At 71.2% G+C, this 13,542-nt stretch carries 14 protein-coding genes; 7 read left to right on the top strand and 7 right to left on the bottom strand.

What is annotated here, in order from left to right; genetic code table 11:
• Positions 1–10: 10 nt before the first annotated feature.
• Positions 11–1,594 (bottom strand): Na+/H+ antiporter, encoded by a 1,584-nt coding sequence (locus BX286_RS24640; protein WP_079429716.1) that lies wholly within the window; start codon positions 1,592–1,594, stop codon positions 11–13.
• 65 nt (positions 1,595–1,659) lie between these two features.
• On the opposite strand from BX286_RS24640, the gene BX286_RS24635 reads away from it, so the two are divergent.
• The 3 genes from BX286_RS24635 to BX286_RS24625 all read left to right on the top strand — a co-directional run bounded on the left by BX286_RS24635 (position 1,660) and on the right by BX286_RS24625 (position 3,546).
• The gene (locus tag BX286_RS24635) at positions 1,660–1,920 is read left to right on the top strand and encodes a UBP-type zinc finger domain-containing protein (RefSeq protein ID WP_079429715.1); all 261 of its coding nucleotides are present in this window, start codon (positions 1,660–1,662) and stop codon (positions 1,918–1,920) included.
• A 214-nt stretch (positions 1,921–2,134) separates the two neighbouring features.
• Positions 2,135–2,548: an anti-sigma regulatory factor gene (locus BX286_RS24630; protein ID WP_042816094.1), complete on the top strand. Its 414-nt coding sequence runs from the start codon at positions 2,135–2,137 to the stop codon at positions 2,546–2,548.
• 11 nt (positions 2,549–2,559) lie between these two features.
• Complete coding sequence (locus BX286_RS24625; RefSeq protein WP_237293359.1) at positions 2,560–3,546, top strand: RNA polymerase sigma factor SigF; 987 nt, start codon at positions 2,560–2,562, stop codon at positions 3,544–3,546.
• Between the two features lie 19 nt (positions 3,547–3,565).
• On the opposite strand, the gene BX286_RS24620 is transcribed toward BX286_RS24625, so the two are convergent.
• Positions 3,566–4,036, bottom strand: coding sequence for a hypothetical protein (locus BX286_RS24620; RefSeq protein ID WP_079429714.1), 471 nt, complete (start codon positions 4,034–4,036; stop codon positions 3,566–3,568).
• A gap of 85 nt (positions 4,037–4,121) precedes the next feature.
• On the opposite strand from BX286_RS24620, the gene BX286_RS24615 reads away from it, so the two are divergent.
• Both BX286_RS24615 and BX286_RS24610 read left to right on the top strand, forming a co-directional pair.
• Positions 4,122–5,087 (top strand): diacylglycerol kinase family protein, encoded by a 966-nt coding sequence (locus tag BX286_RS24615; protein ID WP_079431948.1) that lies wholly within the window; start codon positions 4,122–4,124, stop codon positions 5,085–5,087.
• A 320-nt stretch (positions 5,088–5,407) separates the two neighbouring features.
• Complete coding sequence (locus BX286_RS24610) at positions 5,408–5,665, top strand: WhiB family transcriptional regulator (RefSeq protein ID WP_003953983.1); 258 nt, start codon at positions 5,408–5,410, stop codon at positions 5,663–5,665.
• 171 nt (positions 5,666–5,836) lie between these two features.
• Here the strand turns inward: BX286_RS24610 and BX286_RS24605 are convergent, their stop codons facing one another.
• On the bottom strand, positions 5,837–7,306 hold the full coding sequence (locus BX286_RS24605; RefSeq protein WP_079429713.1) for a sensor histidine kinase: 1,470 nt from the start codon (positions 7,304–7,306) through the stop codon (positions 5,837–5,839).
• Positions 7,307–7,699: 393 nt separating this feature from the next.
• On the bottom strand, positions 7,700–8,293 hold the full coding sequence (locus BX286_RS24600) for a TetR/AcrR family transcriptional regulator (protein WP_100862894.1): 594 nt from the start codon (positions 8,291–8,293) through the stop codon (positions 7,700–7,702).
• Between the two features lie 83 nt (positions 8,294–8,376).
• On the opposite strand from BX286_RS24600, the gene BX286_RS24595 reads away from it, so the two are divergent.
• Both BX286_RS24595 and nagB read left to right on the top strand, forming a co-directional pair.
• A complete protein-coding gene (locus BX286_RS24595) occupies positions 8,377–9,138 on the top strand; it encodes an SDR family oxidoreductase (protein ID WP_121016322.1) in 762 nt (253 codons plus the stop codon).
• 141 nt (positions 9,139–9,279) lie between these two features.
• Positions 9,280–10,065, top strand: coding sequence for a glucosamine-6-phosphate deaminase (gene nagB / locus BX286_RS24590; RefSeq protein WP_100862896.1), 786 nt, complete (start codon positions 9,280–9,282; stop codon positions 10,063–10,065).
• Between the two features lie 64 nt (positions 10,066–10,129).
• Here the strand turns inward: nagB and BX286_RS24585 are convergent, their stop codons facing one another.
• The 3 genes from BX286_RS24585 to BX286_RS24575 are packed head-to-tail and all read right to left on the bottom strand — an operon-like array spanning position 10,130 to position 13,478.
• Entirely contained in the window at positions 10,130–11,614 is a 1,485-nt protein-coding gene (locus BX286_RS24585) for a glycoside hydrolase family 3 protein (RefSeq protein ID WP_079429709.1), read from the bottom strand.
• A 5-nt stretch (positions 11,615–11,619) separates the two neighbouring features.
• Positions 11,620–12,486 (bottom strand): carbohydrate ABC transporter permease, encoded by an 867-nt coding sequence (locus BX286_RS24580; RefSeq protein ID WP_121016320.1) that lies wholly within the window; start codon positions 12,484–12,486, stop codon positions 11,620–11,622.
• On the bottom strand, positions 12,483–13,478 hold the full coding sequence (locus BX286_RS24575) for a carbohydrate ABC transporter permease (protein WP_079429707.1): 996 nt from the start codon (positions 13,476–13,478) through the stop codon (positions 12,483–12,485). The genes BX286_RS24580 and BX286_RS24575 overlap by 4 nt, the downstream gene beginning before the upstream one ends.
• Positions 13,479–13,542 lie beyond the last annotated feature (64 nt).

Genomic DNA, 13,542 nt, shown 5'->3' with positions numbered 1-13,542 from the left:
TGGCGGGCCCTCACCCCGCCTCCTCCCGGTACGCCGCCGCCTCCTCCAGGTCCAGCCTGCGCAGCAGGCCCCGTAGCATCTCGTCGTCGATGCGGCGGCGGTCCCGCAGGGTCACGAAGACCTCGCGTTCCGCCTCGATCATCTCGCGGGCCAGGCGCCGGTAGACGTCGTCGGCCGATTCGCCCGTCACCGGGTTGACCTCGCCCAGGCGCTCCCACACCGCGTTGCGGCGCCGTTCCAGGACCGTGCGCAGGCGGTCCACCAGGGGTGGCGGCAGGGTGCTGTTCGCCGGGTCCTCCAGGAGTTCCGCGAGGCGTTCCTCCGCCGCCCGCGAGGCTTCGCTCTGGGCCTGGGCCTCCGCCAGGGTCTCCGCCTGGGCGTCGCGCGGCGGGAGCTTCAGCGCCCGGATCAGGGGCGGGAGGGTCAGGCCCTGCACCACCAGCGTCCCGATCACCGTGGTGAAGGTGAGGAACAGGATCAGGTTGCGGTGCGGCACGCTCATCGGCACCGAGAACGCGATCGCCAGGGACACCACCCCCCGCATCCCCGCCCACCCGACGATCACCGGGGACTTCCAGTCGGTGTCGGGCTCCCGCGTGCGGATCCGTTCCGAGACCCATCTCGGCATGAAGGTCGCCGGGAACACCCATGCGAACCGGACCACCACCACGGCGAGGAACACCGCGATCGCGTACCAGGCTGCCGCCAGGCCCTCGTACTCGCTCAGGCCCCGCAGGACCACCGGCAGCTGGAGGCCGATCAGGGCGAAGACCACCGACTCCAGGACGAACGCGACGACCTTCCACACCGCCTCCTCCTGGAGCCGCGTCGCGAAGTCGACCTGCCAGTTGCGGTGCCCCAGGTAGAGGGCGACGACCACGACCGCCAGGACGCCCGACGCGTGCACCCGCTCGGCGGCCGCGTAGGCCACGAAGGGGATCAGCAGCGACAGGGTGTTCTGCAGCAGGGGCTCCCGCAGCCGCTTCCGCAGCTGGTGGATCGGGACCATCAGCAGCAGGCCCACCCCCACCCCGCCCACCGAGGCCAGCAGGAACTCGGCGAGCCCGCCCGACCAGCCGGCGCTCGTCCCGACCGCAGCGGCCAGGGCCACCTTGTAGGCGGTGATGGCGGTGGCGTCGTTCACCAGGGACTCGCCCTGCAGGATGGTCGTCACCCGGTTCGGCAGCCCGAGCCGCCGGGCGATCGCGGTGGCCGCGACCGCGTCCGGCGGGGCCACGACCGCGCCCAGCACCAGCGCCACCGGCAGTGACACCCCGGGTACGAGCAGGTACGTCACCCAGCCCACCGCGAGCGTCGCGAACAGCACGTACCCCACCGACAGCAGGGCGATCGGCCGCAGGTTGGCCCGCAGGTCCAGGTACGAGCTGTCGACCGCGGCCGTGTGCAGCAGCGGCGGGAGCAGCAGCGGCAGCACGATGTGCGGGTCGAGGGCGTACGAGGGCACCCCGGGCACGTACGCGGCGACGAGTCCCACCGCGACCAGCAGCAGCGGCGCCGGCACGGGCGTGCGCCGGGCCGCCCCCGCCACGGCGGCGCTCACCGCCACCAGCGCCACCAGCGGCAATACCTCCATCGAAGATCCATCCCCATCCGTCGTCGCCGGTGCCCCACCCGCACCCTGGCCGTAACCTGGCCATCATGAGCGAGTGCACCCACGTTGCCGAACTGCCGCGCCCCGAGCCCGTCCCGCGTGCCCTGACGTGCCCGGAATGCGAGGTGCTCGGAAGCCATCCGGTCCAGCTGAGGATGTGCCTGGGGTGCGGGTACGTGGGCTGCTGCGACAGCTCTCCCCACCGGCACGCCACCGCGCACCACCAGGAGACGGGTCATCCGGTGATGCGCAGCTTCGAACCGGGTGAGACGTGGCGTTGGTGTTTTGTCGACGGTTCGATCGTCTGAAGCGGGGTAGTTCAACCCTCCGCCGGTTCCCCCGAATTGGGCCCGCAGACCCCTAGCCACTGTGTGTACCCGTGTGCTTACCATCAGTCACTGCACAGAGGTGGGGTCGGCCCGGGCGCTCCACAGAGGGCGCCATGAGGGGTGCCGCGACACGATCGCCCGGATCGCGATAGCGTCACCGGCGAACAGAGCTCGTACCACCTTGGAGGTGAGGGTGTCCCAGATCGCAGGCGAGCCCGGGACCCAGGACTTCGTGGAAGTCCGGCTGCCGGCTGCGGGTGCCTACCTGTCGGTGCTGCGAACGGCCACGGCCGGTCTCGCGGCACGGTTGGACTTCACCCTCGACGAGATCGAGGACCTCCGCATCGCGGTGGACGAGGCCTGCGCGATCCTGCTCCAGCAGGCCGTGCCGGGCTCCGTCCTCAGCTGCGTCTTCCGGTTGATCGACGATTCACTGGAAGTGACCGTTTCCGCACCCACTACCGACGGGCGCGCGCCGGAGCGGGACACGTTCGCGTGGACCGTGCTGTCCGCGCTGGCCGGGAAGGTCGAGGCGACGGTCGAGGACAACCGGACGGTGAGCATCAGCCTCTACAAACAGCGCGGCGCGGGGCCAGGCCCGGCGTGAGCGGCGGGGAGATCCCGGTGCGGGGCGGGGATCGGCCCCGGGTACGGCACGAGGTCGACGGCGGCATCCCGGAGCAGCACCACGCCCGGCCGCACCCGGCTGACGCGGATGCGGAAGACGGCTTTTTGGACTCGGCGGAGCGACGGGCGGGCCCTATGAGCGAGAACCAGCACGACCAATCCCAGCCACCGGAGGCCCTGGCTCCCCAGGGGCCGGGCGAGGCGCACGTGGCGCTGCCGGATCCGCGGGACCGCAGTGGCGCGCGGGCGTTGTTCTTCGAGCTGCGGGAGCTGCCCGACGGGTCCCCGGAGCGGGCGGAGCTGCGCAACCGGCTGGTGCGGATGCACCTGCCGCTGGTCGAGCACCTGGCACGGCGGTTCCGCAACCGGGGCGAGCCGCTGGACGATCTGACGCAGGTCGCGACGATCGGCCTGATCAAGTCGGTGGACCGGTTCGATCCGGACCGGGGGGTGGAGTTCTCGACGTACGCCACCCCGACGGTGGTCGGCGAGATCAAGCGGCACTTCCGTGACAAGGGCTGGGCGGTGCGGGTGCCGCGGCGCCTGCAGGAGCTGCGGCTGTCGCTGACGACGGCCACGGCGGAACTCTCCCAGCAGCACGGCCGCTCCCCCACCGTCCACGAGCTGGCCGAGCGGCTGGGGATCTCCGAGGAGGAGGTGCTGGAGGGGCTGGAATCGGCCAATGCCTACAGCACGCTGTCGCTGGACGTGCCGGACACCGACGACGAGTCGCCGGCGGTGGCGGACACCTTGGGCTCGGAGGACGAGGCGCTGGAGGGTGTCGAGTACCGCGAGTCGCTCAAGCCGCTGCTGGAGGGGCTGCCGCCGCGGGAGAAGCGGATCCTGCTGCTGCGTTTCTTCGGGAACATGACCCAGTCGCAGATCGCCCAGGAGGTGGGCATCTCCCAGATGCACGTCTCCCGGCTGCTGGCGCGCACGCTGGCCCAGCTGCGGGACAAGCTCCTCGTCGAGGAGTGATCGACAGGTGCTGGAGGGGTTATCGGGCCTGGTCCGCGGGCCCGATGCCCAGCGCCTCGGTCGCCGTCGGGTTCACCAGGAGCCCGGTGACGGCCACCGCCGCCAGGGCGAGGGCCACGGCGGCGGCGGTCATCGCTCCGCCGGTGGTCCACAGGGTCCAGGCGACGGGGAGGGCCATCAGCTGGGTGATCAGTGCGGGGCCACGGCTCCAGCGGCGGCCCAGGCGCAGCCCGCGCGCCGCGATGAGCGGGAGCGCGGCGAGGGCGAGCAGGGTCGCTCCGCCGGTCTCGGCCTGCTGCGGGGAGTCGGGGTGGCCGGCGATGCCGACGAACAGCATGTAGACGCCGAGGCCGGCGAGGGCGAGGCCTTCCAGGGCGGTCAGTACGGCGGCCGCGGTCAGCCGGCCGGGCAGCGTCTTGGGCTCCGCGGCGTCGGCGGCGGGGCCTTCGGGGGACGCGGCGGGGGTGCGGGGGCTCGGCTTCTTGCTCACCCCAGCAGGGTAGCCGCGGCGGGCCGGGCCCGGGCGGGGACGGTCGGTAGGGGGCGGGTGCGCGGGGGTGGGTAGTCTGGCGACCATGCGTGCACTTCTCGTGGCCAACCCAGCAGCGACGACCACCAGTGCGCGCACGCGCGACGTCCTGACGCACGCCCTGGCCAGCGAGATGAAGCTGGAGGCGGTGACCACCGAGTACCGGGGGCACGCCCGCGACCTGGGGCGCAAGGCCGCGCACGAGGGGCTGGACCTGGTGGTGGCGCTGGGCGGGGACGGCACCGTCAACGAGGTGGTGAACGGGCTGCTGCACGACGGCCCGGATCCGGAGCGGCTGCCGCGGCTGGCGGTGGTGCCGGGCGGATCCACGAACGTCTTCGCCCGTGCGCTCGGGCTGCCGAACGATTCGGTGGAGGCGACCGGTGCCCTGCTGGACGCGCTGCGGGAGCGGCGGGAGCGGACGGTGGGCCTGGGGCTGGCCGCGGGGGTGCCGGGGACGGAGGACGAGTCGGTCCCGTCGCGCTGGTTCACGTTCTGCGCGGGCTTCGGCTTCGACGCGGGTGTGGTGGGGCGGGTCGAGCAGCAGCGGGAGCGGGGCAAGCGTTCGACGCACGCCCTGTATGTACGACAGCTGATGCGGCAGTTCTGGGAGGAGCCCAACCGCCGGCACGGGACGATCACGCTGGAGCAGCCGGGCGCGGATCCGGTGACGGATCTGGTGCTGTCGATAGTCTGCAACACCTCGCCGTGGACGTACCTGGGAAATCGTCCTCTGTACGCGTCTCCGGAAGCTTCGTTCGATACCGCGCTTGACGTATTGGCGCTGGACCGTTTGTCAACTCCGGCGGTCGCGCGGTACGCGACACAGCTCCTGACCTCGACTCCTGAGCGGGGTCCGCACGGCAAGCACGCGCTGTCTCTGCACGATCTGACCGACTTCACCTTGCATTCGAAGGTTCCCCTCCCTTTCCAGATGGACGGCGATCACCTCGGAGTGCGCACCAGCGTTCGGTTCACAGGCGTTCGCCGTGCACTGCGTGTGATTGTGTGAGTAGAAGAGCCCAAAGTCCTTTCAGTCGAACGTTTACACGCCGGTCCACCCCTAGGAACTAGGGCTGTGACCTAGTCGACACCGACGAATCCAAAAAAACTTTCCGGAAGGGGTTGTATCCCCGTCCGAGGTTTGCGAATCTCTACATGGCGATCGGGACAGCCCGCAGAACCCGGCACCCACACAGAGCGCCAGAACCCCACCACGAATCTTGGACCGCACCAGGCCAACTGGGCGTCGGCCCTTCCCTCACGGGGGGATTCGTGAAAGCGTTCACATTCACAAGCAACCTGCCCGCAATACAAGGAGATGGAGCAGCCATGGACTGGCGTCACAACGCCGTTTGCCGCGAGGAAGACCCCGAGCTCTTCTTCCCCATCGGCAACACCGGTCCTGCGCTGCTGCAGATCGAGGAAGCCAAGGCCGTCTGCCGCCGTTGCCCCGTCATGGAGCAGTGCCTGCAGTGGGCGCTCGAGTCCGGCCAGGACTCCGGTGTCTGGGGCGGCCTGAGCGAGGACGAGCGCCGCGCCATGAAGCGCCGCGCCGCTCGCAACCGGGCGCGCAACGCCAGCGCCTGATATCGACTTTCGAGCCTCGACGTGCAGCGCGTAGTACCCGTATAGCGCTTGGCAACGTGCTCTTGAGCCCCGGACCGATGACCTCCCCCAGCTACCGCTGAGAAGGTTCCGGTCCGGGGCTCAGTGCTTTTCCCGCGCCGGTCCGTCACGCTGGGTGACGGGCCGTGCGGGCTACTTCTGTGAGCTGACCGGCACGTCCAGGACGACCTTGGTGCCGCGCGGCTCGACGCGGACCATGTCGAAGGTGCCGCCGAGCTCCCCCTCCACGAGGGTGCGGACGATCTGCAGGCCGAGGTTGCCGGCCTTCTGCGGGTCGAATCCCTCGGGCAGGCCGGAGCCGTCGTCGAGGATGGTGATCAGCAGCCGGCCGTCGGTGCGGCCCGAGCCGCTGCGGGCGGCGGTCACCTCCACCGTGCCGCCCTCCCCCTGGGTGAAGGCGTGTTCCAGGGCGTTCTGGAGGATCTCCGTCAGCACCATCGACAGCGGAGTGGCCACCTCCGCGTCCAGGATCCCGAACCGTCCGACGCGCCGGCACTGCACCTTGCCGGGCGAGATCTCGGCGACCATCGCGATCACGCGGTCGGCGATCTCGTCGAACTCGACGCGCTCGTCCAGGTTCTGGGAAAGGGTCTCGTGCACGATCGCGATCGAACCGACGCGCCGCACCGCCTCGTTGAGCGCCTCGCGGCCGCTCTCCGAGTCCATCCGGCGGGCCTGGAGGCGCAGCAGCGCGGCCACCGTCTGGAGGTTGTTCTTCACCCGGTGGTGGATCTCCCGGATGGTGGCGTCCTTGGTGATCAGTTCACGTTCGCGACGGCGCAGTTCGGTGACGTCCCGGCACAGGACCAGGGAGCCGATCCGGGTCCCCTTGGGCTTGAGCGGGATCGCGCGGAGCTGGATGACCCCGCCGCTGCCCTCGACCTCGGTCTCGCGCGGGGCCCAGCCGCTGGCGAGCTTGGCCAGGGCCTCGTCCACCGGGCCCCGGGACGGGGCGAGTTCGGCGGTGGTGGTGCCCAGGTGCTGGCCGACCAGGTCGGCGGCGAGGCCGAGCCGGTGGTAGGCGGAGAGGGCGTTGGGGGACGCGTACGTCACCACGCCGTCGGCGTCGAGGCGCATCAGGCCGTCGCCGACGCGCGGGGAGGCGTCCATGTCGACCTGCTGGCCGGGGAACGGGAAGGAGCCCGCGGCGATCATCTGCGCGAGGTCGGAGGCGGACTGGAGGTAGGTCAGCTCCAGCCGGCTCGGTGTACGCACAGTGAGCAGGTTGGTGTTGCGCGCGATCACGCCCAGCACCCGGCCCTCGCGGCGGACGGGGATCGACTCGACGCGGACCGGCACCTCCTCGCGCCACTCCGGGTCGCCCTCGCGCACGATCCGGCCCTCGTCGAGCGCGGCGTCGAGCAGCGGGCGGCGGCCGCGCGGCACGAGGTGGCCGACCATGTCGTCCTGGTACGAGGTGGGGCCGGTGTTCGGCCGCATCTGCGCGACGGAGACGTAGCGGGTGCCGTCGAGGGTGGGGACCCACAGCACGAGGTCCGCGAAGGAGAGGTCGGAGAGCAGCTGCCACTCCGAGACCAGCAGGTGCAGCCACTCCAGGTCGGTTTCACCGAGAGCGGTGTGCTGGCGTACGAGATCGTTCATGGAGGGCACCTTGCGAGCGTACCCCGGGTACGGGAATGACTTTCCCCACGACCGGTACTCGGGAGTATCCAGGACGGGCACACTCCGCGTACTGTTGGAGGAAGTGACGGGCCAGTAGGTCCGCGCTTTGGATGGACAGGACAGATTGGTCTAGTCCACAATTGACCGAAGCTTCCGCCCTCCCCGCACAGGAGGACGGATCGAGGTGGCCGCGCGTTCTGCCCTGACCGCGCAGGCACCTCCGACCGGCCGCCGGGAACCGCACACCTGACGGCCGTAAGTACTCCGGGCTACGGTGCGGGACGGGTTGAGGGTCCCGTCCTGCACCGTGGCTCAGAGGAAATGCCGAATGCATGCGGAATTCCCCCCGGTATCACGCGGAAGCGCGCCGGATCACGCCGGCCAGGCCAGCAAGGCCCGCTCCGCCACCGCCTCCAGTTCCTCCCGGGTCGCCCCGTCGATCGACTGCTGGCTCATGCCCTGGAGTACCGCCCCGGCGTAGCGGGCCAGTGCCCGCGCGTCCGTTCCGGCGGGCAGCAGCCCGCTCGCGACGTCGGCCCGGATCCGGCTCTCGAACATCGCGAGGGTGGCGAGGCGCCGCTCACGCAGGGCCTCGGCCACCTCCCGCGAGGTGGTGTTGGCGGCCGCGCTGATCACCATGCAGCCCGGCGGGTGGGCGGGGTCGGTGTAGATCTCGGCCGCCTCGCGCAGGATCCGGCCGATGGCCGCACCGGCGGTGGGCTCCTCCCGGAGCGCGTCGACCGCGAAGTCCCCGTAGCGGCTGCCGTAGACCACGACCACCTCGTCGAAGAGCTTGCGCTTGTCGCCGAAGGCCGCGTAGAGGCTGGGCGCGCCGATGCCCAGGGTGCGGGTCAGGTCGGAGATGGACGTGGCTTCGTAGCCGTGTTCCCAGAAGGTCAGCATCGCCTTGTCGAGGGCGGCGTCCCGGTCGAAGGAGCGGGGCCTGCCGCGCTGTCCTGTCACCATGCGGACGATTCTATAGCGCTCGCTAGGGAATCTGATACGGTCCTTTCTGTAGCGATCGCTACCGAATGAGGGAGGGGTGCGTCATGGGCGTGCTCAAGGGAAAGGCGGCGCTGGTCACGGGCGGCAGCCGGGGGATCGGGCGGGCCGTGGCGGAGCGGCTGGCGCGGGACGGGGCACTGGTCGCCGTGCACTACGGGCGCAACGAGGCGGCGGCGAAGGAGACCGTCACCGCGATCGAGGCCGCGGGCGGCCGGGCCTTCGCGATCGGCGCGGAGCTCGGGGTGCCGGGGGACGCCCAGGCGCTCTGGGCGGCGTACGAGGCCCACCCGGCGCACACCGAGCGGGTGGACGTGCTGGTGAACAACGCCGGGGCCGCGACCTTCGCGGGCATCGCCGAGACCGACGAGGAGACCTTCCAGCGGGTCCAGGCGCTCAACGCGCAGGCACCCTTCTTCGTGATCAAGCACGGGCTGGACCGCCTCGCGGACGGGGGCCGGATCGTCAACGTCACCGGCACCCCGGACCTCGCGCTGCCGGCCATCCTCGCCACGATCATGGCCAAGGGCGCGGTGAACGCGCTGACGGTCTCGCTGGCCGCCGCGCTCGCGCCGCGCGGCATCACGGTGAACTCCGTGGGCCCCGGCATCACCGAGACCGAGCTGAACGCGGCCTGGCTGGCCGACCCGGCGGCCCGGGCGCACGCCGCGTCCCGGTCCGTGTTCAACCGGGTGGGCACGGTGGAGGAGGTGGCCGACGTGGTGGCCTTCCTGGCCTCCCCGGACTCCCGCTGGCTCACCGGCCAGCACCTGGACGCCACGGGCGGCCTCCAGCTGGCGCTGCAGTAGCCGTCCCGCACGGGGCCCCGGCGGCCGGGCGGAGGGCCGGGATCGGCGGGACGATGGAGGGGGCGGAGTACCGCCATCCGGGGGGACCCTCTGCTAGATTGGTCTATACCACATACCACTCTCCAGATCGGCAGGCCCCGCGTGGAAGTTGTCATCGTCCCGGACGCCAAGGCAGGCGGCGAGCTCATCGCGGAGGCCATGGCCGCCCTGGTCCGCCGCAAGCCCGACGCCCTGCTGGGCGTGGCGACCGGCTCTACCCCGCTGCCCGTCTACGAGGCGCTCGCCGCGAAGGTCGCGGCCGGCGAGGTCGACGCCTCCCGCGCCCGGATCTGCCAGCTCGACGAGTACGTCGGCCTGCCCGCCGGGCACCCGGAGTCCTACCGCGCGGTCGTGCTGCGGGAGGTCGTGGAGCCCCTGGGCCTGACCGAGGAGTCCTTCATGGGCCCCGACGGCTCCGCCGCCGACGTCCAGGCGGCCTGCGAGGCGTACGACCAGGCCCTCGCCGACGCCGGCGGGGTGGACCTCCAGCTGCTGGGGATCGGCACCGACGGGCACATCGGCTTCAACGAGCCCTGCTCCTCGCTGGCCTCCCGCACCCGCATCAAGACGCTGACGGAGCAGACCCGCGTGGACAACGCGCGCTTCTTCGACGACGACATGGACCAGGTGCCGCACCACGTCATCACCCAGGGCATCGGCACGATCCTCGACGCCCGCCACCTGGTTCTGCTCGCCACCGGCGAGGGCAAGGCCGAGGCCGTCGCCCAGACCGTCGAGGGCCCGCTGTCGGCTCTGGTCCCGGCCTCCGCCCTCCAGCTGCACCGGCACGCGACCGTCGTGGTGGACGAGGCGGCCGCCTCCAAGCTGAAGCTGGCCGACTACTTCCGCCACACCTACGCGAACAAGCCCGCCTGGCAGGGCCTGTAGCGCACGCGCGAAAGGGCCGGGCCCCCCTCCTCGGGGGCCCGGCCCTTTCGTTGTCGTCCTGCGGCTACCGGACGCCGGCGACGACCTCGGCCGCGGCCCGCCCGCAGACCCGGGCGGCGCCGTGCGTGGCGATGTACAGCGACCCGCGCGGCTCGGAGCGGGGCAGGCCCATCTCCACCACGACGGTGTCCGGCCGCGCGGCGACCAGGGCGTCCAGCGCCTCGGTCATCCACGGGTGGCGGTGCGCGTCGCGGACCACCGCGACGACCGTGCGCTCCCCCGCGGCCGCCAGCACGTCCCCGGCGCCCGAACCCTCCGGGTAGACGCCCGAGACGGTCCCCGGGACCAGGGCGGCCAGCTCCTCGGCCACCCCCCACGGGGTCTCGTCGCCGACCGCGATGTTCGCGACGGGCGCGAGCGTGGCGACGTACGGGGCGGCCACGGGGGCCGGGGTGCCCGACACGGCCAGGGCGCGGCGGGCGGCCTCCAGGCCGATGCCGGACGCGCGGCTCCCCTCCTGCCGCGCGTCCGGCCGGGCCCGGAAGGTCCATCCGGCGAGGGCGCGCACCCGCTCGGCGGCGTCGGCGAGCCGCTCCTCGGGCAGCGCGCCCTCGCGGACGGCGGCGACCAGCGCGTCGCGCAGACGCAGCACGGTCGCCTCGTCGGCGAGGCCCCCGCCGACGCAGATGGCGTCGGCGCCGGCCGCGATGGCCAGCACCGAGCCGCGCTCGATGCCGTACGTCCCGGCGATGGCGTTCATCTCCATGCCGTCGGTGACGATGAGGCCCTCGTAGCCGAGTTCCTTGCGCAGCAGGCCGGTGAGGACCTGCGGGCTGAGGGTGGCGGGGCGGGTCGGGTCGAGGGCGGGCACCAGGATGTGGGCGCTCATGACGGCCTTGGTCCCGGCCTCGATGGCCGCCCTGAACGGGACCAGCTCGCGGGTCTGGAGGGTGTCCAGGTCCACGTCGATGCGGGGCAGCGCGTGGTGGGAGTCGACGTTGGTGTCCCCGTGGCCGGGGAAGTGCTTGGTGCAGGCGGCGACCCCGGCGGACTGGAGGCCCTCGACGTACGCGGCGGTGTGGCGGGCGACGAGGCCGGTGTCGGCGCCGAAGGAGCGCACCCCGATGACCGGGTTGTCGGGGTTGGAGTTGACGTCGGCGGACGGGGCCCAGTTGAAGTTGACCCCGCACTCGGCGAGGCGGCGGCCCAGTGCGCGGGCGACGTCGCGGGTGAGCTCCGTGTCGTCGACGGCGCCGAGCGCCAGGTTGCCCGGGAAGGAGGAACCGCCACGGACCTCCAGGCGGGTGACGTCGCCGCCCTCCTCGTCGATGGCGATGAGGACGTCCTCCCGCTCGCGGCGCAGCTGCGCGGTGAGCGCGGCGAGCTGCCCGGGCGAGGTGATGTTGCGGCCGAAGAGGCCGACGGAGGTGAGTCCCTCGCCGACGTGGCGCAGCAGCCAGGAGGGGGCGGTGGTGCCCTCGAAGCCGGGCTGGAGGACGGCGAGCGCGTCGCGGGTCACGGTGTCGGTGTGGTGCGCGAGGATCGTCACGGCCTTTATCCCTTCACGGCGCCGGCGGTGAGGCCCGCGGCCATCTTGCGCTGGACGACGAGGAACAGGGTCACGATCGGGATCGCCATCATGGTGGAGCCGGCCATCATCGGCGCGAACTCGGTGCCGTGCAGCGTGGTGAAGTTCCCGAGCCACACCGTGGCCGTCTGGTTCTGCTGGCTCATCAGCATCAGGGCGTAGAGGTATTCGTTCCACGCCTGGATGAACCCGTACACGGACGTGGCGACCATGCCCGGGGCGAGCAGCGGGAAGACCACCCGGATGAACGCGCCGGTGGGGGTGCACCCGTCGACCTGGGCCGCTTCCTCCAGCTCCTTGGGGATGTTCACGATGAAGCCGCGCAGGGTCCAGACCGTGAAGGGGAGGATGAAGGTCAGGTAGGTGATGATCAGGCCGGTGAGCTTGTCGTACTGGCCGAGGTCGTTCAGCAGGAGGAAGACCGGGATGATCATCGCGACGAGCGGGATCATCTGGACGGCCAGGATGCCCACGATCACGACCTTGCGGCCGCGGAAGGCGAAGCGGGAGATGGCCAGGGCCGCCAGCATGCCGACGGCGATGCCGATGACGACGACGACGGTCGAGACGATCAGACTCCGCCCGACCGGCCCCCAGAAGTCCGAGATCTCCAGGGCGCGCCGGAAGTTGTCCAGCGTGAACGTGGTGGGGAAGAAGTGGGGGTTCGGGTCGATCGCGTCCTTGGCCGGCTTGAACGCGGTGTTGAGCATCCAGTAGACGGGGAAGCCGACGATGACGAAGACCAGCAGGCCGATGACGTTCCAGCCGAGCTTGGACTTCTTCACGCGCTTGAGGGGCGCGGCGGGCGCGGCGGGCGCGGTGGTCGGGGTCACTCCACCTCTCCGATCTTGAGCATCTGGCGCATGTAGACGGCGACGACGCCGAGCAGCAGCAGCACGGTCACCAGGGCGATCGCGGAGCCGGTCGCGTAGTCGTTGACGGTGAAGGCCTGCTGGTACGAGTAGGTGGTCAGCAGCTGGAACTTGGCCTCGGGGTTTCCGTTGCGCATCACGAAGACCTGCGGGAAGACGCCCATGTCCCAGATCACGGAGAGGGTCGTCAGCATGACGATGATCGGCTTCAGGATGGGCAGGGTGACGTGCCGGAAGACGCCCCAGGCGCCGGCGCCGTCGAGGCGTGCCGCCTCTTCCAGTTCCTTGGGGACCTGCGTGAGGCCCGCGCTGAGGGTGATGACCACGAACGGCACGGCGCCCCAGACCACGAGGAGCATGATCACCGCGAGTCCCTGGGGGCCGCTGGCGAACCAGTTGTGGCCGACCATGTCCACGCCGGGGAGCTTGCTCAGGAGGTAGTTGAGGACGCCGTAGTCGGCGTCGAAGAGCCATTTGAAGACGGCGGTGGCGACGATGATCGGCATGCCCCAGCTCGCCACGAGGGCGATGCTGATGAGGATCTTGACGAAGCCGGAGACCTTCTGGAGGAGCAGCGCGATGAGCATGCCGACGACCATCGTCAGGACGACCGCGCCCGCCGCGAAGAGGACCGTGCGCAGGACGACGGACCAGAACACCCCGTCGCCGAGGATCTTCGAGAAGTTGTCGAACCCGACCCACTCGGGGTCCTTGAAGCCCCAGAGTTCGGACTTGCCGAACTTCTGGAAGGAGAGGGACACCAGTCTGAAGAGCGGGTAGCCCATGATGAGGACGATGATCAGCAGGCACGGTGCCAGCAGCAGCCAGGGGGTGGCGCCGCTGCCCTTGCGGCGGGGCCTTCCCGGCGTGCCCGTGCTTGCGCTCCCGGCTCCGGGGGAAGTCTTCTGCTTCGCCGGCGGCAGGTCGGCGGTGGTTGTCTGTGCGGCACTCATCGCGCGCTCCTCGGAAGTCCCTCTCTTGACGGTCGGCAGGGCCCCGCCGTCCGGCGGGGCCCTG

The organism is Streptomyces sp. 3211.6 (genome assembly GCF_003634815.1).
Classification (GTDB): Bacteria; Actinomycetota; Actinomycetes; order Streptomycetales; family Streptomycetaceae; genus Streptomyces; species Streptomyces katrae_A.
Note: the sequence above shows the minus strand (reverse complement) of the source record. Positions and strands in the feature narration are given on the sequence as shown.

Coding starts and splice junctions, on each gene's coding strand:
- BX286_RS24640 (WP_079429716.1), bottom strand. CDS start 1,594: ATGGAGGTATTGCCGCTGGTGGCGCTGGTGGCGGTGAGCGCCGCCGTG.
- BX286_RS24635 (WP_079429715.1), top strand. CDS start 1,660: ATGAGCGAGTGCACCCACGTTGCCGAACTGCCGCGCCCCGAGCCCGTC.
- BX286_RS24615 (WP_079431948.1), top strand. CDS start 4,122: ATGCGTGCACTTCTCGTGGCCAACCCAGCAGCGACGACCACCAGTGCG.
- BX286_RS24610 (WP_003953983.1), top strand. CDS start 5,408: ATGGACTGGCGTCACAACGCCGTTTGCCGCGAGGAAGACCCCGAGCTC.
- BX286_RS24605 (WP_079429713.1), bottom strand. CDS start 7,306: ATGAACGATCTCGTACGCCAGCACACCGCTCTCGGTGAAACCGACCTG.
- BX286_RS24600 (WP_100862894.1), bottom strand. CDS start 8,293: ATGGTGACAGGACAGCGCGGCAGGCCCCGCTCCTTCGACCGGGACGCC.
- BX286_RS24595 (WP_121016322.1), top strand. CDS start 8,377: ATGGGCGTGCTCAAGGGAAAGGCGGCGCTGGTCACGGGCGGCAGCCGG.
- BX286_RS24575 (WP_079429707.1), bottom strand. CDS start 13,478: ATGAGTGCCGCACAGACAACCACCGCCGACCTGCCGCCGGCGAAGCAG.